Annotated in this window: 20 protein-coding genes and 1 pseudogene; 17 read left to right on the top strand and 4 right to left on the bottom strand. The window is 58.8% G+C overall.

Annotated elements, in window-relative coordinates:
• The first annotated feature begins 2 nt into the window (after window positions 1-2).
• The 11 genes from arc (at window position 3) to HMPREF2888_RS00140 (ending at window position 13,026) form a co-directional block, all read left to right on the top strand.
• Entirely contained in the window at window positions 3-1,562 is a 1,560-nt protein-coding gene (arc, locus tag HMPREF2888_RS00190) for a proteasome ATPase (RefSeq protein ID WP_061922476.1), read from the top strand.
• Window positions 1,547-3,064, top strand: coding sequence for a depupylase/deamidase Dop (gene dop, locus HMPREF2888_RS00185; RefSeq protein ID WP_061922479.1), 1,518 nt, complete (start codon window positions 1,547-1,549; stop codon window positions 3,062-3,064). The genes arc and dop overlap by 16 nt, the downstream gene beginning before the upstream one ends.
• Window positions 3,065-3,137: 73 nt before the next feature.
• Window positions 3,138-3,329 (top strand): ubiquitin-like protein Pup, encoded by a 192-nt coding sequence (locus HMPREF2888_RS00180; protein ID WP_061922482.1) that lies wholly within the window; start codon window positions 3,138-3,140, stop codon window positions 3,327-3,329.
• Between the two features lie 44 nt (window positions 3,330-3,373).
• A complete protein-coding gene (gene pafA / locus HMPREF2888_RS00175) occupies window positions 3,374-4,750 on the top strand; it encodes a Pup--protein ligase (protein WP_201040703.1) in 1,377 nt (458 codons plus the stop codon).
• Window positions 4,751-4,784: 34 nt separating this feature from the next.
• Entirely contained in the window at window positions 4,785-5,783 is a 999-nt protein-coding gene (locus HMPREF2888_RS00170) for a helix-turn-helix transcriptional regulator (protein ID WP_061922488.1), read from the top strand.
• A 2-nt stretch (window positions 5,784-5,785) separates the two neighbouring features.
• Window positions 5,786-6,742: a helix-turn-helix transcriptional regulator gene (locus HMPREF2888_RS00165; RefSeq protein WP_061922492.1), complete on the top strand. Its 957-nt coding sequence runs from the start codon at window positions 5,786-5,788 to the stop codon at window positions 6,740-6,742.
• A gap of 77 nt (window positions 6,743-6,819) precedes the next feature.
• Entirely contained in the window at window positions 6,820-7,083 is a 264-nt protein-coding gene (gene tatA / locus HMPREF2888_RS00160) for a Sec-independent protein translocase subunit TatA (RefSeq protein ID WP_061922495.1), read from the top strand.
• Between the two features lie 85 nt (window positions 7,084-7,168).
• Window positions 7,169-8,230 carry a twin-arginine translocase subunit TatC gene (gene tatC, locus HMPREF2888_RS00155; RefSeq protein WP_371326257.1) on the top strand — a complete coding sequence of 354 codons (1,062 nt, stop codon included), beginning with the start codon at window positions 7,169-7,171 and terminating at the stop codon, window positions 8,228-8,230.
• A gap of 21 nt (window positions 8,231-8,251) precedes the next feature.
• Complete coding sequence (locus tag HMPREF2888_RS00150; RefSeq protein ID WP_070518059.1) at window positions 8,252-11,065, top strand: DEAD/DEAH box helicase; 2,814 nt, start codon at window positions 8,252-8,254, stop codon at window positions 11,063-11,065.
• Between the two features lie 23 nt (window positions 11,066-11,088).
• Window positions 11,089-12,273, top strand: coding sequence for a M24 family metallopeptidase (locus HMPREF2888_RS00145; protein WP_070518058.1), 1,185 nt, complete (start codon window positions 11,089-11,091; stop codon window positions 12,271-12,273).
• Window positions 12,274-13,026, top strand: a complete 753-nt coding sequence (locus tag HMPREF2888_RS00140; RefSeq protein ID WP_061922505.1) for an SDR family oxidoreductase — start codon at window positions 12,274-12,276, stop codon at window positions 13,024-13,026.
• Between the two features lie 70 nt (window positions 13,027-13,096).
• On the opposite strand, the gene HMPREF2888_RS00135 is transcribed toward HMPREF2888_RS00140, so the two are convergent.
• Window positions 13,097-13,978, bottom strand: a complete 882-nt coding sequence (locus tag HMPREF2888_RS00135; RefSeq protein ID WP_061922509.1) for a hypothetical protein — start codon at window positions 13,976-13,978, stop codon at window positions 13,097-13,099.
• Window positions 13,979-14,078: 100 nt separating this feature from the next.
• On the opposite strand from HMPREF2888_RS00135, the gene HMPREF2888_RS00130 reads away from it, so the two are divergent.
• The 3 genes from HMPREF2888_RS00130 to HMPREF2888_RS00120 are packed head-to-tail and all read left to right on the top strand — an operon-like array spanning window position 14,079 to window position 17,130.
• Window positions 14,079-14,687 (top strand): FxsA family protein, encoded by a 609-nt coding sequence (locus HMPREF2888_RS00130; RefSeq protein ID WP_061922513.1) that lies wholly within the window; start codon window positions 14,079-14,081, stop codon window positions 14,685-14,687.
• The gene (gene lnt / locus HMPREF2888_RS00125; RefSeq protein WP_061922516.1) at window positions 14,687-16,234 is read left to right on the top strand and encodes an apolipoprotein N-acyltransferase; all 1,548 of its coding nucleotides are present in this window, start codon (window positions 14,687-14,689) and stop codon (window positions 16,232-16,234) included. Before HMPREF2888_RS00130 ends, lnt begins: the two co-directional genes overlap by 1 nt.
• A gap of 5 nt (window positions 16,235-16,239) precedes the next feature.
• Complete coding sequence (locus HMPREF2888_RS00120; RefSeq protein WP_061922519.1) at window positions 16,240-17,130, top strand: polyprenol monophosphomannose synthase; 891 nt, start codon at window positions 16,240-16,242, stop codon at window positions 17,128-17,130.
• A 142-nt stretch (window positions 17,131-17,272) separates the two neighbouring features.
• Here the strand turns inward: HMPREF2888_RS00120 and HMPREF2888_RS00115 are convergent, their stop codons facing one another.
• Window positions 17,273-17,647, bottom strand: a complete 375-nt coding sequence (locus tag HMPREF2888_RS00115) for an RNA polymerase-binding protein RbpA (RefSeq protein WP_061922522.1) — start codon at window positions 17,645-17,647, stop codon at window positions 17,273-17,275.
• A 127-nt stretch (window positions 17,648-17,774) separates the two neighbouring features.
• Between HMPREF2888_RS00115 and HMPREF2888_RS12305 the strand changes: the two genes are divergently transcribed.
• Window positions 17,775-18,116 carry a hypothetical protein gene (locus HMPREF2888_RS12305; protein WP_235591038.1) on the top strand — a complete coding sequence of 114 codons (342 nt, stop codon included), beginning with the start codon at window positions 17,775-17,777 and terminating at the stop codon, window positions 18,114-18,116.
• A gap of 6 nt (window positions 18,117-18,122) precedes the next feature.
• Complete coding sequence (locus HMPREF2888_RS00110; protein ID WP_061922525.1) at window positions 18,123-18,821, top strand: YceI family protein; 699 nt, start codon at window positions 18,123-18,125, stop codon at window positions 18,819-18,821.
• Between the two features lie 336 nt (window positions 18,822-19,157).
• On the opposite strand, the pseudogene HMPREF2888_RS13025 reads toward HMPREF2888_RS00110, so the two are convergent.
• Window positions 19,158-19,382: pseudogene (locus HMPREF2888_RS13025) on the bottom strand (hypothetical protein); the annotation flags it as partial.
• A gap of 54 nt (window positions 19,383-19,436) precedes the next feature.
• On the opposite strand from HMPREF2888_RS13025, the gene HMPREF2888_RS12930 reads away from it, so the two are divergent.
• Complete coding sequence (locus HMPREF2888_RS12930; protein WP_061922528.1) at window positions 19,437-19,967, top strand: heterodisulfide reductase-related iron-sulfur binding cluster; 531 nt, start codon at window positions 19,437-19,439, stop codon at window positions 19,965-19,967.
• On the opposite strand, the gene HMPREF2888_RS00100 is transcribed toward HMPREF2888_RS12930, so the two are convergent.
• The gene (locus HMPREF2888_RS00100; RefSeq protein ID WP_061922531.1) at window positions 19,964-21,277 is read right to left on the bottom strand and encodes a class I SAM-dependent methyltransferase; all 1,314 of its coding nucleotides are present in this window, start codon (window positions 21,275-21,277) and stop codon (window positions 19,964-19,966) included. The two genes, HMPREF2888_RS12930 and HMPREF2888_RS00100, sit on opposite strands and share 4 nt — an antisense overlap.
• Window positions 21,278-21,316: the final 39 nt, after the last annotated feature.

The raw sequence follows: 21,316 nt of genomic DNA, 5'->3' as shown, positions 1-21,316 counted from the left end.
CTATGACCGACGCAAGTCACACAGCCGCCCTCAAAAGGCAGATTGATCAGCTAGCCGAGCGCAACACCAAGCTCGCTTCGCTGCTGCAGGATTCCCGCAACAAGCTGCAGCAGATGTTGGCCGAGGTCAACGAACTATCAGAGCCTGCCTCAACCTATGGTGTATTCCTCGGATACTCAGGAAAGCCGCATGATTCCCGGCGCGACGCCGAGGTCTATACCAACGGCCGCCCCATGCGGGTTAAGGTCTCGCCCAACCTAGAGCCAGGCAGCCTTGAAGCCGGCCAACTCGTGCGTTTAGGCGAGGGCTTCGTCGTTGTAGAAGCTTGTGGTCACCCGCAAACGGGAAGCCTTGCCACCGTGCAAGAGACTTTAGGCACCACCCGCGTCATCGTGGCGAACTCCTCCGGCGAGGAGCAGGTGGTGCTTTTGGCCGCCCGTCTTCGCGAGGGCATTCGCGCTGGCGACACAGTCCTTGTCGATGGCAAGGCAGGTGTCGCGCTCGAAAAGATTGAAAAGTCCGAGGTGGCACAGCTTTCGTTGGAGGAGGTCCCAGAGCTTAGCTACGACGACATCGGCGGTCTGGATGCTCAGATCTCCCAAATCCGCGATTCGGTCGAGCTGCCTTTCCTGCATCCGGATCTTTATCGGCAATATGACTTGGAGCCGCCGAAGGGTGTGCTGCTTTATGGCCCGCCGGGCTGTGGCAAGACCTTGATTGCTAAGGCCGTGGCCAATTCGCTCGCTACGAAGATGGGTAGTGGCGGCCCGAGCTTCTTTTTGAACGTCAAGGGCCCTGAACTCTTAAACAAGTACGTGGGTGAGACCGAGCGCCGCATTCGCCTTATCTTTGAACGCGCTCGCGAACTCGCAGCCCAGGATTCGCGCCGCCCGGTCATCGTTTTCTTTGACGAGATGGAATCCATCTTCCGTACCCGTGGTTCCGGAGTTTCCTCAGACATGGAGACAACGGTGGTTCCGCAGCTGCTGACGGAGCTCGATGGCGTCGAAAAGCTGGGCAACGTCATCGTCATCGGCGCCACCAACCGTGAGGAGCTCATCGATCCCGCCATCATGCGCCCGGGCCGACTCGACATCAAGATTCGCGTCAATCGCCCCAGCAAGCAAGGCGCCCGCGAGATCTTTAGCCGGCATCTGGGTCAGAAGGTGCCGCACCAGGCGGACCTCGAGGGGCTGATTGATTCTGCAGTCGAAGAGCTCTATTCGGAGCGACCCTTCGTACGTCTGCATTACCGCAATGATGAGCCACGGACGTTGTTCTACCGCGACTTTGTCTCCGGCGCGATGATTGCCAACATCGTAGCGCGTGCAAAGAAGCTTGCGATCAAGGACGCGCTTGCTGATAGCGAGATAAGCACGCACGGTATTACTTCGGAACACTTACGCCAGGCCATTGCCGCGGAGCAGGCGGAGTCAGAATACGTACCAACCTCGGCTAGCCCTGAGGAGTGGACCAAGATTGTTGCCGGCACCCAAGCTGGCGCAGAAGTAACCCGAGTCGAGCTAATGGGCTTTAGGAGTACCTCATGGCACGCGTCCTAGGAACAGAAACTGAGTACGGGATTTCCACTCCCACGAGTCCGGAGTTTTCGCCCATTGTCACCTCGACCCATGCCGTGGTGGCTTATGCGGCGCTTCATACTTTGGCGCGTTCGCGCTGGGACTTCCGCGAGGAACATCCGCTGCGTGACTCCCGCGGTTTTGATTTGAAGCGCTATCAAACCGTTCCTGTGGTTGATCCAAATGCAATCGGCGTGGCCAATGTGGTGACCGCAAACGGTGCGCGCTTCTACGTCGATCACGCGCACCCGGAGTATTCCTCCCCGGAATGCACGAATGCTTGGGACGCCATGCTTTACGACGCCGCCGGTGACGTAGTTTTGCGACAAGCCGCCGAAGCGGTAGCGCGCCTATCCGCGCAGGGCACATCTGTGCTGGCGAATCATGATCCGTGCCCGCCACTGAAGTTCTACAAGAACAATGTGGATGGCAAAGGCGCATCCTACGGTTCGCACGAAAATTACCAGTACCGGCGCTCTACCGAGTTTTCCGCGATTGCCGCGGGCCTCATCCCGTTCTTCGTGGCACGCCAGGTAGTGGTTGGCGCTGGCCGCGTTGGCCTTGGACAAGAAGGTGAAGAGCCAGGATTTCAGATCTCCCAGCGCGCCGACTACATCGAGCAGGAGATCTCGCTGGAGACAACGCTCAACCGCGGCATCATCAACACTCGCGACGAGCCGCACGCGGTAGCCGAGGACTTTGGGCGCCTACACGTCATCATTGGCGATGCCAACATGTCGCAGACAGCAAACTTGTTGAAGCTTGGCATGACCTCCTTGGTGCTTGATGCCATTGAAGCGGGCGTCGATTTCAGCGACCTACAGCTCCGCGATGCGGTGGCCGAGGTTTCCTTGGTTAGCCGAGACCTCAAGCTACAGCACAAGCTGAAGCTCAAGGACGGACGCGAGCTCACAGCACTTGATTTGCTAGCTGAATATCGCAAGCGGGTCACTCCGACGAACGACGTGGATGAGAAGGTCCTGGCGGCGTGGGACGAGGTCGCCGGCCTGCTCGCGGCAGAGCCGCTTTCCGCAGCACATCTGGTGGACTGGGTAGCCAAATACCAGTTGCTCAAGGGATACATGGATCGCGGCGTAGCCATCGATGATCCCAAGCTGGCTCTTATCGATCTCCAATACACTGACGTCGATCCCGCCAAATCGCTTTACCATGCGCTGGTGCGAAAGGGGCGCATGCGCGTGCTCGTCAGTGAGGAGGAGATTGACAGGGCAGCCCAAAACCCGCCGCGGGATACGCGTGCGTTCTTCCGCGGTCGAGTCATAGAAAAGTACGGTGAGGCAGTCGTTGCCGCCAGCTGGCAGTCTGTCTCCCTGCGCAGTGGTTCCGGTATCGCGACCGTCACTCTCGATGACACGCTAGAGCTAGGCGCAGCTGATGCTGCGGAGCTCATCGAGCGGGCTGACGACGTCGAAACACTACTCGTTGAGCTCGATAAGGCCGGGGTAGCAATTCGGCGCAGTTAGCGCGAAGTATCCATAGGAAGCAATTCACCGAAAAGATAGAAAGATAGTAGGAAAGAAAGAAGGTTTAGAGACAATGAGCGGAAACCAATCCCAGGTAAACGCCGGCAACGGCGGTAGCAACGGTGACGAGGCCGCGGAGTTCTCCGCGGGCCAGGTGAGCATCAATAGCGCGGGCACGGATGATCTGCTTGATGAGATCGACGGCTTGCTTGAAAACAACGCTGAAGAATTCGTACGCGCATATGTGCAAAAGGGCGGCGAATAAACGTGAGCGAGGCGCACACGGATCACGTTTATGCCCGCCGCATCATGGGCATCGAGACCGAATATGGCGTGACCTCACGGGCTGATGGCGATCAGCGCGCGCTGACTCCGGATGAGGTGGCGCGCATCCTGTTCCGGCCCGTCGTGGAGCAATATTCTTCCTCGAATATCTTTAGCCCAAATGCCTCAAGGCTCTACCTTGATGTGGGCTCGCATCCGGAGATCGCCACCGCCGAGTGCGATAGCCTCACCCAGCTCATCAACTATGAGCGCGCGGGTGACCGCATCGTAGACGAGCTAGCCCGCAAAGCTGAAGAGACGATGGCTGCCGAAAATCGCCCAGCTTCCGTCTACTTGTTTAAAAATAACGTCGACTCAGCAGGCAACTCTTATGGCTGCCACGAGAACTACCTCATTAGCCGTCACGCGGTGCTCAAAGACTTAGGCCTGGCCTTGCTGCCTTTCATGATCACCCGCCAACTCATCTGCGGCGCCGGCAAGATTCAACCGGCTAAGGCAGACGAGCCTGCTCGCTTTTTGCTTTCCCAACGCGCGGATCAGGTCTGGGAGGGCGTGTCCTCGGCCACGACTCGTTCGCGGCCTATCATCAACACCCGTGACGAGCCGCATGGTGACTCTAAACGCTTCCGCCGCATGCACGTCATCGTCGGCGATTCCAACATGTCGGAGACCACGCTGGCGTTGAAGATCGGTTCAACGTTGTTGATGCTGGAAATGCTAGAGGCAGGCATCGACGTACCGCGTTTCGATGTCGTTGATCCGATTCATCGCATCCGTGACATCGCCCGCGATACCACTGGCCGTACCGAATTAGGGTTGAAGGACGGCTCGACCATCACGGCATTGGAAGTGCAGTACGCCCTTTGCGAAGCCGCCCAACGTTGGCTGGAGGAACGCCCGGATGAGGGCACTCCGAATGCCGAGATGCGCAAGGTAGTAGACCTCTGGCAGCGCACGCTGCATGCCATTGACACCCAAGATTTCAGCGGCGTCGACCGCGAGATCGATTGGGTAATCAAGCGCAGCCTTCTGGATCGCTATCGTGAGCGCCTTGGTGGCGATTGGGCCCACCCCAAGCTGGCGCAGATTGACTTGACCTATCACGATACTCGCCCTGGCCGCGGCCTGTTTAACGTGCTGGAAGCGCGCAAGATGGTTGAGCGTTGGACCACCGACGCGGCAATCGCGGCCTGCGTCGATACTCCGCCGCAGACTACGCGTGCGCGCCTGCGCGGAGAATTCCTGCAGACGGCGCGCCGCTTGGGTGCCAACGTCACCGTGGACTGGACGCGTCTGAAGGTAAACCGACCTGAACCGCACACCGAGGAGTTCTCAGACCCGTTTGTCTTCGAGGATGCCAGGCTGCAAGCGTTGTTAGACTACATGGAGCACAACGCATAAATTCACCTATTGCCTTTAAGGAGCACACGGGCCTATGGCGAAGCCTCAACCAGGCAAACGCGACCCCGCCGTTGAAAGGTTGACCAATCTTTCTTTTGCGCTGCAGGGCGCAGCCCACGGCGGCGGCAGTCCCGATCGCAGCGCGGCCTGGATCCGCAAGAACGTGGAAGGCTACCAAGATCGCGGAGACGAGGCCTTTCTAAAACAGCTTGCGCGCGACGTCGTCACGCTCCAGCGCGCAGGCGTGCCAGTGGTCCATACCAGTGGTGAATTTGGCTCGACCTATCGTCTTAACCAGGAGGAGTACCAACTTCCTCCGGTCCACTTCACCCCAGAGGAAGCGATGGTGTTGGGCGTAGCCGGCGGCATCGGCAAGCCGGGCGGACTCAGCGATTTCACGCTGTCTGCTTGGACCAAGATTGCCGCCTCGGGCGCCTCAAGGGATCTCAGCGGCGCGCCGGTCTACGTTGCGGTAAACGACATCACCCGCATTAGCCCTGAGTTAACCACCGCAGTGCTGACGGCCGTGCGTAAGGGGCTGCGTATCAGCTTCGACTACTACGCGCGGCCTTCCGCGCCGGCAGTCCGGCGCACTATGGATCCGTGGGGATTGGTCAACCATGACAGCCGCGTTTACCTCGTGGGCTGGGACGTCGACAGACAAGCCCCTCGCGTATTTCGCGCCACTCGCATCGATAATGTGAAACGTTCCCGGCAGGAGGCAACCCACCTTGTTGCCCCCAAGCCACTGCAAGAGCTGGTGATAGACACGCTTAAGCGCGGTCAGCGCGTCGATGCGCTGGTGGCGATCCCTGAAGGCGGTGCCCGGGAGCTAGAAGCAGCAGGGGTACGACGCGATGATGGAATCGTGGAGATGCGCGGCGTGGATAAGGATTGGCTCGTGCGAATAGCAGCAAGTTATGCGCCCGAGGTGGAGGTTAAGGAACCTGCAGACGTACGCGAGGCAATAATTAAGCTGCTGAGTGCGCCACTCGGCGTCACAGATGAGGCCGCACTGGAAGGAGGGGAGTAGCCATGGCTGATGGTTCGCAAAAGTTGCAAGCGCTAGTACGCTCTTTAAACCTGATCCCGTACTTTCGCAATCACCCGGGCCAAACCCCGATGGAAGCCGCCACCGACCTTGGTATGACGCCGGCGGAGCTTAAAGACGCGGTCGATCGCCTTTTTTGCTCAGGCGTGGGCCGTCACACTGAAGACCTGATCGACCTGTCCTTCGATTATCGCGACGGCATCCAAATCTACAATGACCAAGGCTTAACGCAGGCGCTGCGGCTTACTCCGACGGAAGCCGGTGCGCTTTTGCTCACCCTCGAAAGCCTCGAGGCCATGCCTGGGCTCATCGATACCGAGGCCGTTAAGTCAGCAGCCGCAAAGCTGCGGGAGATCATGGATGAAAAGACAGCAGCTATCTATGACTCTCTCGCGGATACCGATCCACATGAGTCTCAAGTCCAGGCCACGCTAGCAAGCGCCGTCGATAAGCGGCACCGCGTGCGCTTCAAATACTGGTCCGCCTCCAGCAACCAGGAAAAAGAACGCACCGTGGATCCTGCGCGCATCTTTATCTATGAATCCGAGCCATACCTCGTTGCGTGGGAGGAATCGCTAAAAGCGCATCGCACCTTTCGCTTGGACCGCATTCAGGAGGTCGAGACGCTTGCTGAAAAGGCCTACCCCCACCTGCGGGAGCTTGACTTCGATCCCGAGCAGCCCTTTGCCATGCGACACGCCAAGAAGGCGACATTAGAGATTCACCCAGAATTCACATGGTTAGCAGAACAGCACGACATCGACTTGGGCGAGACGTTAAAAAATGGCTACGTAGCTGCAACGATGCCGATCGGTTCGGAGGAGTGGTTTATTCGTTTCGCGTTAAGCCAAGCTGATAGAGTGCGGGTCACCAGCCCGGATTCCCTCGTGAAGGCGATTACAGATCGCCGTCTAGCGGCACTGGACGGTTATACTAAATAGCCGTTCGTAAGTTCAGAAGGCGGTTGCTTTTTAAAACTGCCGCCCCACACCAATAATCTGAAGAGAAAGAGGAACCCATGAGCCTGGGACCTTGGGAAATTCTAGCTATTCTGCTTGTCGTTTTACTCCTGTTCGGCGCTACTAAGCTGCCGGAGCTGGCTCGTTCGATGGGCCGCTCCATGCGCATCTTCAAGTCTGAGGTAAACGAGATGCACCAGGAAAACCAGCCAAAGCAGGAACCAAACCAGATCTCTGCCGCTAAGCAGTCCGACGACGAGTTCTGGAACGGCACCTCTTCGCAGCCAGGCCAGACCCAGCCAAACGGCGGCAACGCTAACTAATCACTAGGCCTAGCAACCACGGCGAACTCCAGCCTCAGCTGAGGTTCGGTGTTCGCCTTTTAATGTGAAAGCATCCTTTTAAACAATGCCGAAGAATTCTCCTGCGAATGCCGCGAAGCCCGCGAGCGCGCTTGCGCGTTTGCGCGCGCAACGCAAGGCAAAAAAGAACCCGTTGGGGGAGATGACGCTCGTCCAGCACCTGCAAGAGTTGCGCCGCCGCATCGTCATCTCCTTGCTTGCGCTGGTGGTTGGAACCATCATCGGTTTCATTTGGTATCAACAGGCACCGTTTAACATGCCACCGCTCGGTGAGATTCTGCGCGGACCTTATTGTTCGCTTCCGGAAGAAAAGCGCGTGTCCTTTACCGCGGACGGGGAGTGCCGCCTTTTGGCAACCACCCCGTTCGAGATGCTGATGCTGCGAGTTAAGGTGGGCGCCCTAGCGGGTGCCGTGCTGTCTTCGCCGGTGTGGCTCTACCAAATCTGGGCCTTCATTGTCCCTGGTCTGCATAAGAATGAGCGCCGCTTTACTTTTAGCTTCGTCGCGGTTGCGGTGATTCTTTTCGTTGCCGGTGCAGTGCTTGCTTATTTCATTCTGTCGGTCGGCCTTGAGTTCCTCATGGGCATTGGTGAGGAATTCCAGACCGCAGCGTTGACTGGTGGGGACTATTATCGTTTCTTGCTCGGTTTGCTCATTATCTTCGGTGTCAGCTTCGAAATCCCGTTGCTCATTGTTGCCTTGAACCTGTTGGGCATCCTGCGCTACGAGCACGTTAAGGACAAGCGCCGCATCATCATCGTGTTGATTATGATTTTTGCCGCGTTTATGACGCCTGGCCAGGATCCGTTCTCGATGCTGGTGCTCGCTGGCTCGCTGTGCTTGCTCGTAGAGCTTGCATTCCAGTTCTGCCGCATCAACGATAGGCGCCGCAAGCGCGAACGCCCCGAGTGGTTGGACTTGGACGACGAGACAGCCTCACCGCTTAATACCCAGGCCAGTGGCATTGGCGGCGCCTCCGCAGTTTCGGCACCGACCCCGATTGCCGCACCGCAGCAAACCCGTCCCGCGCAGGCTTCACAGCCAGCAATTCCCAACTCTCAGCCGGCACCGAACAATAACGCGAGCTTCTTCGACGATGTGTTGTAGCAACAGGTAGCCTTGGTGCTTATGACTTCCATGCACCTGGATACCTTTCGCGCAGAACTTAGCCACCCACTCGATGACTTCCAGGTGGAAGGTTGCCGTGCGGTTGAAGATGGCCACGGCGTGCTGGTCTGCGCGCCTACTGGCGCGGGTAAGACCATCGTCGGTGAGTTTGCAGTTTCCCTGGCGCTTTCGCGCGGCACTCGCTGTTTCTACACCACGCCGATTAAGGCGCTAAGCAATCAGAAATACCACGATCTCGTAGCTGCCCACGGCGAGGATGCTGTGGGGCTTCTGACTGGCGATGTCTCCATCAATTCCGGCGCGGAAATCTTGGTGATGACCACCGAAGTTCTACGCAACATGATCTACGCCGAGTCCGGAGCCTTGGAGCGGCTTAGCCACGTTGTCATGGACGAGATCCACTTCCTGGCCGATGCCTCTCGTGGTGCGGTCTGGGAAGAAGTCATCCTCAACCTTGATGAAAGCGTATCCATCATCGGTCTGTCAGCCACGGTTTCTAACTCGGAGGAGTTCGGTGAGTGGCTGTCTACCGTACGCGGAGACACCACCGTCATCGTCTCTGAGCACCGACCGGTTCCGCTCGACCAATGGATGATGATTGGCCGCAAGGTCTATCCGCTGTTCGAGCCAGAGACTGGGGGACAGGTAAACGCCGAACTGGCGCGCCGCATCCGACGTCTTGAAGCCGGCGATAGTGACGATGGCAAGACAGCTGGCAACGACCGTGCAGGTTTTCGCAGCCGCGCGCGCCACAAGGGTGGCGGACACGGCGGAGGCCGCGATAAGCGCGGCCGCTCTGGCAATGCCCGATCCCAAGACCGGTATCGTCCGCTCGGCAGGCCGGAAACCCTTCAGGTGCTCCAGGGAATGGACATGCTGCCGGCAATTACCTTCATCTTTTCCCGAGCTGGCTGCGACGGCGCACTCTATCAATGCCTGCGCAGCCGCATGGTGCTGACCACTCAGGAAGAGTCCGAGGAGATCAAGGCGATTATCGATGCCGGCGTAGAAGGCATTCCGGAAGAAGATCTCCAGGTGCTTGACTTCAAGCGTTGGCGCGAAGCGCTGTCGCGAGGATTTGCCGCCCACCACGCGGGCATGCTGCCGGCTTTCCGCCACATCGTTGAAGAGCTCTTCGTTAAAGGTCTCGTGCGCGCGGTATTCGCCACGGAAACCCTGGCGCTGGGCATCAACATGCCGGCCCGTACCGTGGTTCTAGAAAAACTGATCAAATTCAACGGCGAGGCGCACGTCGATCTCACTCCGGGCCAGTACACGCAGCTAACCGGCCGCGCGGGCCGTCGCGGCATCGACACCATCGGCAACGCGGTGGTGCAATGGGCACCAGCGATGGATCCGCACGCCGTCGCAGGTCTTGCCTCCACGCGTACCTACCCGCTCATCTCTACCTTTACGCCGGGCTACAACATGGCCATCAACCTGCTCGGCATGCTGGGCTTCGAGGAATCGCTGCGCCTGCTGGAAAAGTCCTTCGCACAGTTCCAGGCAGACGGCTCAGTGGTGGAGGAGACCCGCGAGGTAGAAAAGGCAGAGCACCGCGTACGCGAGCTGCGCAATCAGCTTGACGACGCCATCGATGCTCTAGCACCGCCGGCGCGTGACGGGGAGGATCCGGCTGAGGTGCTCATGGACTATATCCGTTTGCGCCGCAAGCTCACCGAAGAAGAAAAAGCCGCGCACGCGAACAACACCGCGCAACGCAACCAAGAAGTCGCGGTGGTGCTCGCCCGCCTGCAGGTCGGTGAAGTCATTGCTATCGCAGGCAAAAAGCGCCCAATCTTGGCCGTGGTGGTCACCCCGGCAAATCAGGCTGCCGATCCGCGCCCTTGGGTGACTACTGAAACCGGCTGGTCCGGCCGCATCGACGCCTCCGGGATCAACAACCCGCCGATTGTGGTCGGGCGCATGAAGCTGCCGCGCCCAGTGCAGAAGAATCCCCGTCGCAACACCAAGTTCGTGCAGGATTCCTTCAAGCGCAACCACTATGACCGCCCGAAGAAGATGCGCTTGGAGCCGCGCAACCGACCAAATAAAAAGGTCGGCCAGTTGCGCGACGCTATTCGCCAACACCCAGCGCATGCGTGGCCGGCCACGGACCGCGAGCAGCTCGCAGGCCTAGCTCAGAAGCTTGCCCGCCGTGAGCGTGACCTCGAGAAGGTCAACGCTCGTATCGAGCGCGCCACCGACACCTTGGGCAAGACCTTCAGCCGCATCGTAGACCTACTTTCAGAGATGGACTATGTGGAGTTCGAAGGCCTTGGCGCGGAACGTACCCCCGTCATCACCGACGAGGGCGAGCGCCTTGCACAAATCCACAGCGAATCCGACCTACTAGTCGCGCAGTGCCTCAAGCGCGGTATTTGGAACGAGTTGGATCCCGCGGAGCTCGCGGGCGTGGCTTCGCTGTGTGTCTTCGAAAACCGCAAGGAGATCCGCGGTGAGCCGGAGGCTGCAACGGAAGCGATGGCCGATGCGATGGAGGCAACCTATCGCATCTACACTGAGCTCATTGCAGACGAAGCGCGCCACAACCTGCCGCGCACTCGCGAGCCTGAGGCCGGTTTTGCGCTCGCCATCCACCAGTGGGCCGCGGGCGCACCGCTGGGCTACTGCATGGCAGCGGCCAACGAGGCCGGTGCGGAGCTTACTCCAGGTGATTTCGTGCGCTGGTGCCGCCAGGTGGTCGATATGCTCCAGCAGATTGCGAAGACGGGCTACGAGGAAGATATTCGCCGCAATGCCCGCAGGGCTATGGATGCGATCCAGCGCGGCGTTGTGGCAATCGGAGCTTAATCCAAAAAGGTAGGCTCGAGGGCATGTCTGATTCACAAATCGCTTTTCCCGTTTCGGTCTACGCGCAGCGTCTTAAGCATGCGCAAGAAGTCGCCGCAGAAAAGGGGATTGACCTCCTTATTCTCGGTACCGGCGCAGACTTTGCCTACCTCACCGGCTCGTGGGTTTCTTCCCACGAACGCCTGACCGCACTGGTCTTGTGCCCGGACGCCGCGCCTTTCATCGTTGCTCCTGCAACCGATATTGAGACGCTGAATGCTTCTCCTGTCGCGGAGCTGGGCATCGAACTGCGCGGCTGGCAAGATGGCGAAAATCCTTATGAGCTGGCCTGCGATTCCTTTGCACAGCAGCAGGAAGGCGCTGCGGGCACAGGGGACGAAGGGAACAAAGCGCCCACTGTTGCGCTAGGTGCCTCCCTGACCGCCGATCATGTGCTGCGCTTGCAGGATGGGCTGCGCGCCAATTCTTCTGCGCAACCGCAGTACGTACTGGCCACCTACGCATTGGCTGAGCTTTTCACCTGCAAGGACGACGCCGAGATCAAGGAACTGGCTAAGGCGGGCTCGGCTATCGACGCCGTGCATAACGCCGTGCCGGAGCTGCTTAAGCCTGGCCGCACCGAGGCCGACGTCGCCGCTGATCTGCGTGAGCTGATCCTGCGCGAGCATGTCGAGATCGACTTCATCATCGTTGGTTCTGGCCCGAATGGCGCGAACCCGCATTATGACTACGGCGACCGCGTGCTCACTGAAGGCGAGCCGGTGGTCGTCGACATCGGAGGAACCTTGCCTTCCGGTTACCACTCCGACACCACCCGCACGTACGTCGTCGGCGGCGACGTTACCGCGGCACCGCAAGACTTCCAGAAAGCTTATGCAGTACTAGAGCGTGCCCAGGCTGCCGGCCGCGCTGCAGCCAAGCCCGGTGCCACCGCGCAGGATGTGGACCGCGCCACCCGCTCCATCATCGAAGAGGCGGGCTATGGCGAGTACTACACCCACCGCACCGGTCATGGCATTGGACTTTCCACTCACGAGGAACCTTTCATCATGGAAGGCAACGAGCTTGTGCTGGAAGAAGGCATGGCCTTTTCCATTGAGCCGGGCATCTACATTCCGGGCAAATGGGGCATGCGCTTGGAGGACATCGTTTACACCACTGCGGATGGTTACGAGTCCCTGAACAAGGCTCCGCGGGAGCTGCGCTAGATGGCAGGGGTTTTGATCTTGGGCGGTCGCAGCGACATCGCCGGCGAGATTGCGCTGCGCCTTGCGCCGGGAAATGAACTGGTGCTGGCCGCCCGTGGCCTGCAAGGCCTTGACGAGCGCGTCGCCACGCTTCGCGCCGCGGGTGCCACCGAAGTACATACGCTAGATTTCGACGCCACCCAGGTAGAAAAGCATCGCGACCTCGTACACGCGGCGCAGCGCTGCCTTGGCGAGGGCGAAGAACTCAAAACGGCGGTAGTCGCGTTCGGCATCTTGGGCGAGCAAGAACGCGCGGAGCATGACGAAGCACACGCATTCGATATCGCACTGGTGGACTATGCCGCTCAGGTGTCCATGCTTACGGTCTTAGCTGATGAGATGAAGTCCGGACACATCGTCGCTTTTTCTTCGATTGCCGGATGGCGCGCGCGCCGCGCAAACTATGTTTATGGTTCCACCAAGGCTGGTCTAGACGCCTTTTGCCAGGGACTGGCAGATCGCTTGCACGGTGGTCCGCTCGCGCTAATCACTGCTCGCCCCGGCTTCGTGATTGGCTCCATGACCACTGGTATGAAGCAGGCACCGTTATCAGTGACTCCCGACGTCGTGGCAGACGCCGTCGTGGATTCCATCACGGCAGATGAAGGCCGCATGCCCCGCAGCCGCACGCTTTGGATTCCTCGCGCTCTGCAGGCTCTGGCATGGGTCATGCGGCTTGTACCACGTCCTATCTGGCGGCATATGCCGCGTTAGACGCAGCGTTAAGAATTCGCTGCCGAGTTTAGCTTGTAGCCAAGCTACACTGCGTGGCCAATAGGCGCGCTTAAAAGCTGTAGAGATGCGGCGAATTGATGTCGAAGATGAACCCGCGTGGCGCAAGAACGCGCAGGACCACTTCGGCATCGCCTTCCGCGATGTCGTGGAAGATAAGTCCCTGCCACGGGGTGACGGTAATCGGGACATCGAGACGACCAATCAGATCCGCAAACTCTGCCGGAATGATTCCTTTGTGTAGACCCGCGCCAAGGTCCACGATGCCTTCTCGAGTATGCTCAGCCAGCCAACCGATTGGCAGCGCCGGGCGCTCGCCTTCAAAAGCCCCACGGTCGTGTTGGGCCTCGCCGGAGCCATGTGCCGCGGTAGCTGAAAGGGTATCGCTTTCTTCCAGCGCCTGGACTAGGGCTGGCACTAGCTCCTCGATGCTAAAAACATCTTTATCTAGTGCGCCGCCTTTAATCAGGCGCGCGCGATTATCGCCCTCCAGCATCGCACCAAAGTCCAGCCCCTCATGCAGGATGTCGCCGTAGCCGCCGTCGACGCCGAGGCGCAGGTTTGCCGCAACATCCAAGCTTTCTACTACTGCTGCGATATCGCGTGCTACGGCACGAGCAGCGGCAGATAGAGGAGAGGCCAGCACCGGCTGAGTACCTGCCAGTAAACCCGGGGCGCTAACGCGCGCCAACAGCTCTTGCTGATCATGCACGCCGCGTAGCTCCAGTGCGGCGCCTTCTGCCAAGTACACATTCCCATCGGCCAAATCTTCAGCCAGGGCTGCAATCTCTACCCAGTCGGCCGCGGTGGTCGAGCCTGCGACCGGAACAAAGCGTGCGATGGTGCCGAAGGTGGCGTCGTCAAGCAGCAGCGGCGCGCCATGAGGAGCGCCCTGCGGTGATTCTTGGGGCGGGGTGTGGGGCAAATCAGTCATGGCTGCGATCTTAACTTTGCTCGCCCCACCGCCAATATTCGCGTCTGCCAAGGGGTGTTGGCCGCACCCGGGAAGTTTGCAGATAGGTAGGGTAGAAGCCATGCCTTTTGTTCTGTTTATCGCCTATGTTTTGCTCGAGTCCGTCGCCTTTTGGGCCGTGGCTAAATGGCTAGGCATCTTGGGCGCGGTGCTGGCGCTTTTTATCACCATGTTCTTCGGCATGACCATTGCCGCATGGGAAGTTCGCCGCATCATGCGTCGTCAGGTGGTCCGCGGCGAAGATGGCATCTATTACATGGACGGCAAGCAGGCGGGAAAGACCGCAGGCAACGTGGGACTCACGCTGGCAGGTGGCATGCTCTTATCGATGCCAGGCTTTGTGTCCACCATTGTGGGGGCGTTGCTGATCTTCGCACCTACCCGTTCCCTGGCGCGCACTATCCTCGCAGCGTCGATGGTGCGCAAGATTGAGCACATGGGTACCCGCATCTTCGAAGCTAGCCCCATGGCACAGCACCACGATTCTTATGGCAGCTTCGGCGGATTCGATGGCTTCAAGACAAACAATGGCTCTAACGCGCGGAATCCTTTCCAGGAGGGCTCGGCAGAGGTCCTTGACGAGGAAGAGATCCGCAAGTGGAGCGAGAATCTCAGTCCGGATGATTTCACAGGCGGTGGATCTGGTTCTGCGGGGGATTCCGCGAAGTAATGAAGCACCTTTTAATCCGCCTGACGCTAGCCTGCCTGTCGGGCGGTCTTACTTTTCTAGCCGTCCAGCCACTCAGCTGGTGGCCGATGGGAATCCTAGGCATTGCGTTGCTCTATGGCGTGCTCACGCCGTGGGGGAGTAATGCCCCTACTTTGCGCGCCGGCGCCGGTTTCGCGTTTGCACATGGATTCGTGCTCTACCTGCTCACGCTGCCATGGATCGGCGAATTGGTGGGCAATTTTCCCTACGTCGCCTTGGCGTTTTGGTTAGCACTATACAGCCTGCTGCTGGGCATGGGCGGCACCGCATTAGCGCGACATAAAACGGGGTTTATCTTCTTTGCGTTCTTCTACGTCGCCGTTGAGATGCTGCGTTCGAGCGTTCCCTTCGGCGGTTTTTCCTGGGTGCGTCTGGCTTGGGGGCAGATCGACGGGCCGCTTGCGAACCTCGCACCGCTAGGCGGGCCTGCGCTTATCACCTTCGCCACGGTGCTAATGGCGTCCGGCCTCGTAGGGATGATTCGATCTCGCGGTAAGTTGCGTGCGGGGGCTGCCGCTGCTGTCATCCTTCCGCTTATCGTTGGGTTCGCTGCAGGCAGTCTTGTTAATCGCCCAAGCAAAACAGTAGGTGAGGTCAACGTTGCAGCGATCCAGGGCAACGTTCCGCGCATGGGGCTGGACTTTGCCGCGCAGCGCCGTGCGGTGTTGGAAAACCACGTGCGGGTAACCAAAGAGGCCGCCGCGGCAGGCAAGCCGGTGGACATGGTTGTTTGGCCGGAGAATTCTTCCGACGTAAACCCATTTGAGGACGCCCAAGCTAGCGCGCTTATCGACGCCGCGGTGCGCGCCATCAAGGCCCCCATTCTCGTGGGCACGCTGACCGAGGACGCAGTGGGTTCACGCAATACCATGCAGGTTTTTAAGGCGGATGGGGAAGTAGGAGAGCACCACTACAAAAAGTATCTGCAGCCTTTCGGCGAGACCATGCCGATGCGTTCTTTCTTCCGCAAGATCACCGACTTGGTGGATTTGGCCGGTGATTTCAAAGCCGGCGATGGCCCCGGCGTGGTCCACATGAACAATGTGTTGGTTGGGGTGGCTACCTGTTACGAGGTTTCTTTCGACCAAGCCTTCCGCAGCTCGATTCGCAATGGGGCGCAGATTCTTACGACGCCGACGAATAACGCCACCTTCGGATACTCCGACATGACCTATCAGCAGTTGGCCATGAGCCGCCTGCGCGCCATGGAGACCGACCGCGCGGTTGTGGTGGCGGCGACCTCCGGCGTCTCCGCCATCGTCGCCCCAGATGGCACGGTGAGCCAGCAGAGCGAAATTTTTGAACCCAAGTATCTGATTGAGACGCTTCCGCTGCGCGAGGGTACGACGATCGCTGTAAGGTTTGGTTCGCTCCTGCAATGGCTGATGGTTATCATTGGTACAGTCAGCGCGTTGTGGGCTCTTCGCTCATTGCGGAAGAAACCTTGTTTAAGCGCGCCACACAGAAACTCTGCCGTCTTAGCGGCAGCAAACAAAGAGGAGCTTTAAAAAACGTGAGCAACACCCACGCTTCCACCTTGGTTATCATCCCGACTTATAACGAGATCGAAAACCTTCCGCTAATCACCGGACGCGTCCGCAAGGCAACGCCAGAGGTCAACATCCTCATCGTTGACGATAATTCTCCCGACGGCACCGGTGAAGCAGCAGATAAGCTCGCAGCTGAAGACGAAAAGCTGCACGTCTTACACCGTGAGGGGAAAGGTGGCCTGCTGGGTGCCTATATCGCCGGCTTTAAGTGGGGTCTAGAGCGCGACTACCAGGTTCTCTGTGAGATGGACGCTGACGGCTCTCACGCACCGGAGCAACTGCACCTGCTGCTCTCTGAGATCGACAAGGGCGCTGATCTGGTAATCGGCTCCCGCTACATCCCAGGCGGCGAGACCGTCAACTGGCCGGCTTCCCGCGAGTACCTGTCTCGCCTGGGCAATATCTACATCTCAGTGGCTCTGGGCGCAGGCCTGTCCGATATGACTGCAGGCTACCGCGCATTCAGCCGCGAGCTGCTCGAGTCCATCGACTTCGAAGACTTGTCTAAGGCTGGCTACATCTTCCAGGTAGATCTTGCTTTCCGCGCCGTCAAGGATGGCTGGGATGTACGCGAGGTGCCAATCACCTTCACCGAGCGCGAGTACGGCGAGTCTAAGCTTGACGGCTCCTTCGTTAAGGATTCACTGATGGAGGTAACCAAGTGGGGCATCGCGCATCGCTCTGAGCAGGTAAAGGATTTCGCCGGTGAGGTAGGAAACATCGCATCCTACACCTACCGCCACAGCAACATCCCGGGCTTGGGCGCCAAGGTCAAGGAAGGCTTTGCCTGGACCGGTGACTTCGCAGACGAGGTCAAGGCTCTGCTCAAGCACCAGTTCGGCAACTCCAAGTAGTACACCAAGTACTTCGTCGGGCTAAGCCCGCAAAAGCGGCCTGTGAGCTTCTCCTTTATCACTTAGATTTAACATCTAGGAGAGCTGACAGGCCGCTTTCTTAATCTTATTTAGCTGCGTTCATCCGCTGCGGAAGGCCGCACTAGCCCTGGTTCTCCTGCTGTTCCTTGAGCAGGCGAGCGGCAGAACGACGGCGGGAGCGCAGGTTCTCAATGCGCTCGCTGAGAAGCTCATCCAGCTCCTCAATGGAGCGGCGTTCACGCAGCATATCCCAGTGGGTGCGTGGCGGCTTAGCTGGCTTGGACTCAACGCCTTCGCCCTCAATCAGGGTGCCAAGCTTACCGTTCTTGCACATCCACTCCTCAGGAATTTCCGCATCATCTGCGAAAGGAACTTCGTAGATGTCACCGTCTTCGGTACGGTACTTGACCATCTGGCGTGGTGCGAGATCGTGGTCACGGTCCGTCTCGTAGCTGACGGCGCCCATGCGGCTACCACGGAGTACGCGATCTGCCATGCAACATCATCCTTTTCATAAAGTGTGCTTGGAAGGGTAGACATACATCACCCAAGAAACTAACAGTATAACGAAGTGCTCCGCGGGTTTGTTCCCACCCCGGGATAAATGGACTAAGGTGTATCAGGTGATCCGTCAAGCTACCCGCGACCGCGCCCAAGCCACATGCCAATGGTGCGGCAAGGAGATCCCGCAAGGAGGGCGCGGACGCCCTCGTAAATTCTGCAGCCCATCTTGCAAACAACGAGCATACGAGCAGCGCAACAACGTCTCTGGAACCTCGATTCCGAAAGACGCTGTCATCATGACGCCCGAACGCGCTGACGCGCTTCGCGACGGCCTGTTTGAGCTGCGTTGCTCCGCAGAGGACATCGGGATTGCCGCACAGGAAGGCGCGGACACTAAAGAGCTTCAACAGCTGTGCACGGAGCTTGTCACTCTGGCACGCCGGCTCGAGGAATTGAGGTAAGGACAAATGCAGAAACTTCTACGTAACCGCAAGCTGGTCATCTCCATTTTCGTGGTGCTGATCCTCATTGCAACCTTGGTGGCGCTTGGCCCGCTGTTTTACTCGATCTACATGGGTCGTGGTGTAGAGACCAAGCCTGTCGACGCCGCACATACCAAGCCAGCAAGCACTGAACTAGACGGCAATTGGCACGTTATTGCTGGTACGCCGCATAATTTCACCTCAGTTGGCTTCAGCATCGACGAAATCCTACCTGCTGAGAAAACCCGCACCTCGGGTTCCACCAAGGAAGTTGAAGGTCAGGCAGTAATCAAGGACCAAAAGGTTGAAGAAGGCACAATCGTTGTCGATATGACCAACCTGACCACGGATAAGAAGGTCCGCGACCAGAATATGAAGGACAAGCTCTTCATCACGCGCGAGTACCCGGAGGCCAGCTTCAAGCTGACGGAGCCCGCTGACTTGTCGAACGTTCCTGAGGACGGCTCGGTGGCCAAGGTGACGCTGACAGGCGAGCTTACTATTAAGGACAAGACGAAGAAGGTTAGTGAAGACTTTGACGTTGTCCGTGACGACAAGACGATTGTCCTGGGCGGCAACATTCCAGTGAACCGACTGGATTATGGAATTGAGACACCAGAACTAATCGCCGCAAAGATCGCCGAAGAAGGCGAAGTTAATATCCGCGTAACGCTCGAGAAGTAGAAAATCAGATAGTGATGAACTCCAAGCATCTGATTCCGATCATCTGGTTCAGGCTCGTCGTACTGATTGACTTTGGCATATTCGTCGGCATCCAACAGATGTGGTTGTTGCTCGGCGTTGCAGTCTTATTGGGATGTCTGACGGGGTTCCAATTGTTTAACGCATACAAACGCCAGTAACGGAAACACCACCGCTTAAAGTCACAGTTACTTTAAACGGTGGTGTAAGTGTATGCCGGCCAACCGCGAAAATGGCGGGCGATCCTGTTTATCCATATCGATAAATGTCCGATAATGTACATTATGTCATTTCAGACAGGGCTGGCCAATCTCCCATCTAACCGGCAGGCACAGAAACCTCGTCTGCCTCCCTCCGTGCACTAGAGTCAGACTCACCGACAGTCTCGGCATCACCTCCGGGTCCGCTTTCTCCCGGCAAAGGCTTGCGGCGAACCAGCGCCGCGAACACGGCGCCAGTAATGTTCGCCCACACCGCAGCAACGACGCCAGGCAACGCAGCCTCCGGCGTAAAGAACTGAAGCGCTAATGCTGACGCCAGACCCCGTGGTCATCCAAGGGCTATAAAGAGGGTTTTGCCTACCAAGCCACCAAGATCGTGCGCGATCTATGGCAGTGGTCCGACGAAGGCGCGCTGCCGATCATTGTCGATGCCGCCAGCTGCACTCATGGCTTGCTCGACAACGTGCCAGAGGCGCTTGCCGACGCCGAGCTAAAACTGTGGGATCAGCTGCGCATCATGGATGTTGTGGAATGGCTGCGCGATGAAGTGGCCCCTCACCTGCCGATCGTGCACTCTATGGGCAAGATCGCAGTCCATCCGACGTGTTCTACCCACCACATGGGTATCAGCGATGACCTCGTTGCTCTGGCCGGACTCTGCGGCGAAGCCAAGGTGCCAGAGGGCGCCATGTGTTGCGGCTCCGCTGGTGACCGCGTCATGCTGCACCCGGAGCTGGTGGAATCTGCCACCCGCGAGGAGCGAACCAGCCTGGAGGCGGAAGACTTCGATGCCTTCGTCTCCGACAACCGCACCTGTGAGATGGGCCTAGAGATGATCTCCGGCAAGGCCTACGACTCAATCGCGGTACTGCTCGAACGGGCTTCGCGCCCAGTGGTCACGCCTTAACGGCGGCCACCACGGTGGCGGTGGGTGGCCGTGAGTTGCACGGCATCCACCTGGCCGAGCTCCAGCAAAGCCTGGCGCAGCGCAAACTGGAAAGTCCACAGGCGGCGGAACACAGGATCGAAACCTGCCGCCGCGGCTTCGCGTAGATGACCATCGAAGTAGCTGCGCTGCTCGCGTAGCGATTCCACGTAGTGACCGCCCACGTGCGTCTGCGCGACGATGCGCAGATTCGAGTTGCGGTCGAAGAGCTTGTGCGTTTCCTCGAGCGTTGGGTAATCCAGACCGGGCCAGACATAGGCGCGCAGCACCTGTAACGCCGAACGGGCAGCCGGGGTCATCGTCTCGGTAGCGAAAGTCGAGGTGAGCGCGACCCTACCCTCTGGGATCAGAGAGCGATCCAGCATCCCCACGAAGCGCTTACGCTCTGCGGGCGTAAGCAGCTCTAGCTTTTCCACGCTGACGATCGCGTCGTAGCGACCACGCCATTGTTTCGGATGCGGCACGGTGTCATCGATCTGCTGAATCTGTACCGAATCTGCCGCGCCCTCGAGCACTAGGGTTTCGTTGAAGTCCTCGACTTGCTCGGCGTCGGCAGTCAGCACGTCCACCGTCGCCCGCCTGTTGACTGCTTCGACAGCCACATTCATTCCGGCTGCGGGATAAACCAGCAGATGAGTGCCGGCGCCGGTGCACGTGGCGTCGAGAAGCCATTGCGCAGCACGCTTTTGGCCATCCTTTAGGTCGGTGCGGTCCACCGCAGTCGGCTCACTAACGTGAGTGACGTCAACGAAGTGCTCCTTAGGTTCCTTGCGGCCAGCCTGTGGACTAAAGCTAGGCACAGCCTCCCGGACCGTCGTCGGAACGCCGCTGGCAAAGATGCCGCCCGAATGGGTATAGCCATCACCGGCATAAAGACGCACCAATTCCACGGGTAGCTCACCCGGGGTGGAATGCTCGACCTCGAGCTCGCGCGCCTTCGGGCGATAATTCGCACGCAGCAGTCCACGCAAAACCTTGACCAGCTTGTCAGAGTCAGCGGTGGTCCACTCGCCCGCCAGATAAGACTCCGCGAATCCAAGCCAGCCGGTGGCTGCGATGCGAATGAAGAGGGCGTCGTGCAACACGGAAAGGTCTGGTCCGCCCTCTGCCTTAGATTCAGGGTCCAGATCCAACTCCGCGAGATCACAGGCCTTGGCGAATTCCGCCTCCGCACGCCGGGCTTTAAAACGTGCAAAGCTCACCGCCGGAAGCGTCGCTACGCTCGGCCACTGATTGGCATCGATGGTGGCTAGATGTGGAAAATCACCCATTGGTCCGGTTATCTCCTTGGCAAACGTCTACGTGCACAA

The organism is Corynebacterium sp. HMSC077D03 (assembly GCF_001808545.1).
Classification (GTDB): Bacteria; Actinomycetota; Actinomycetes; order Mycobacteriales; family Mycobacteriaceae; genus Corynebacterium; species Corynebacterium simulans.
Note: the sequence above shows the minus strand (reverse complement) of the source record. Positions and strands in the feature narration are given on the sequence as shown.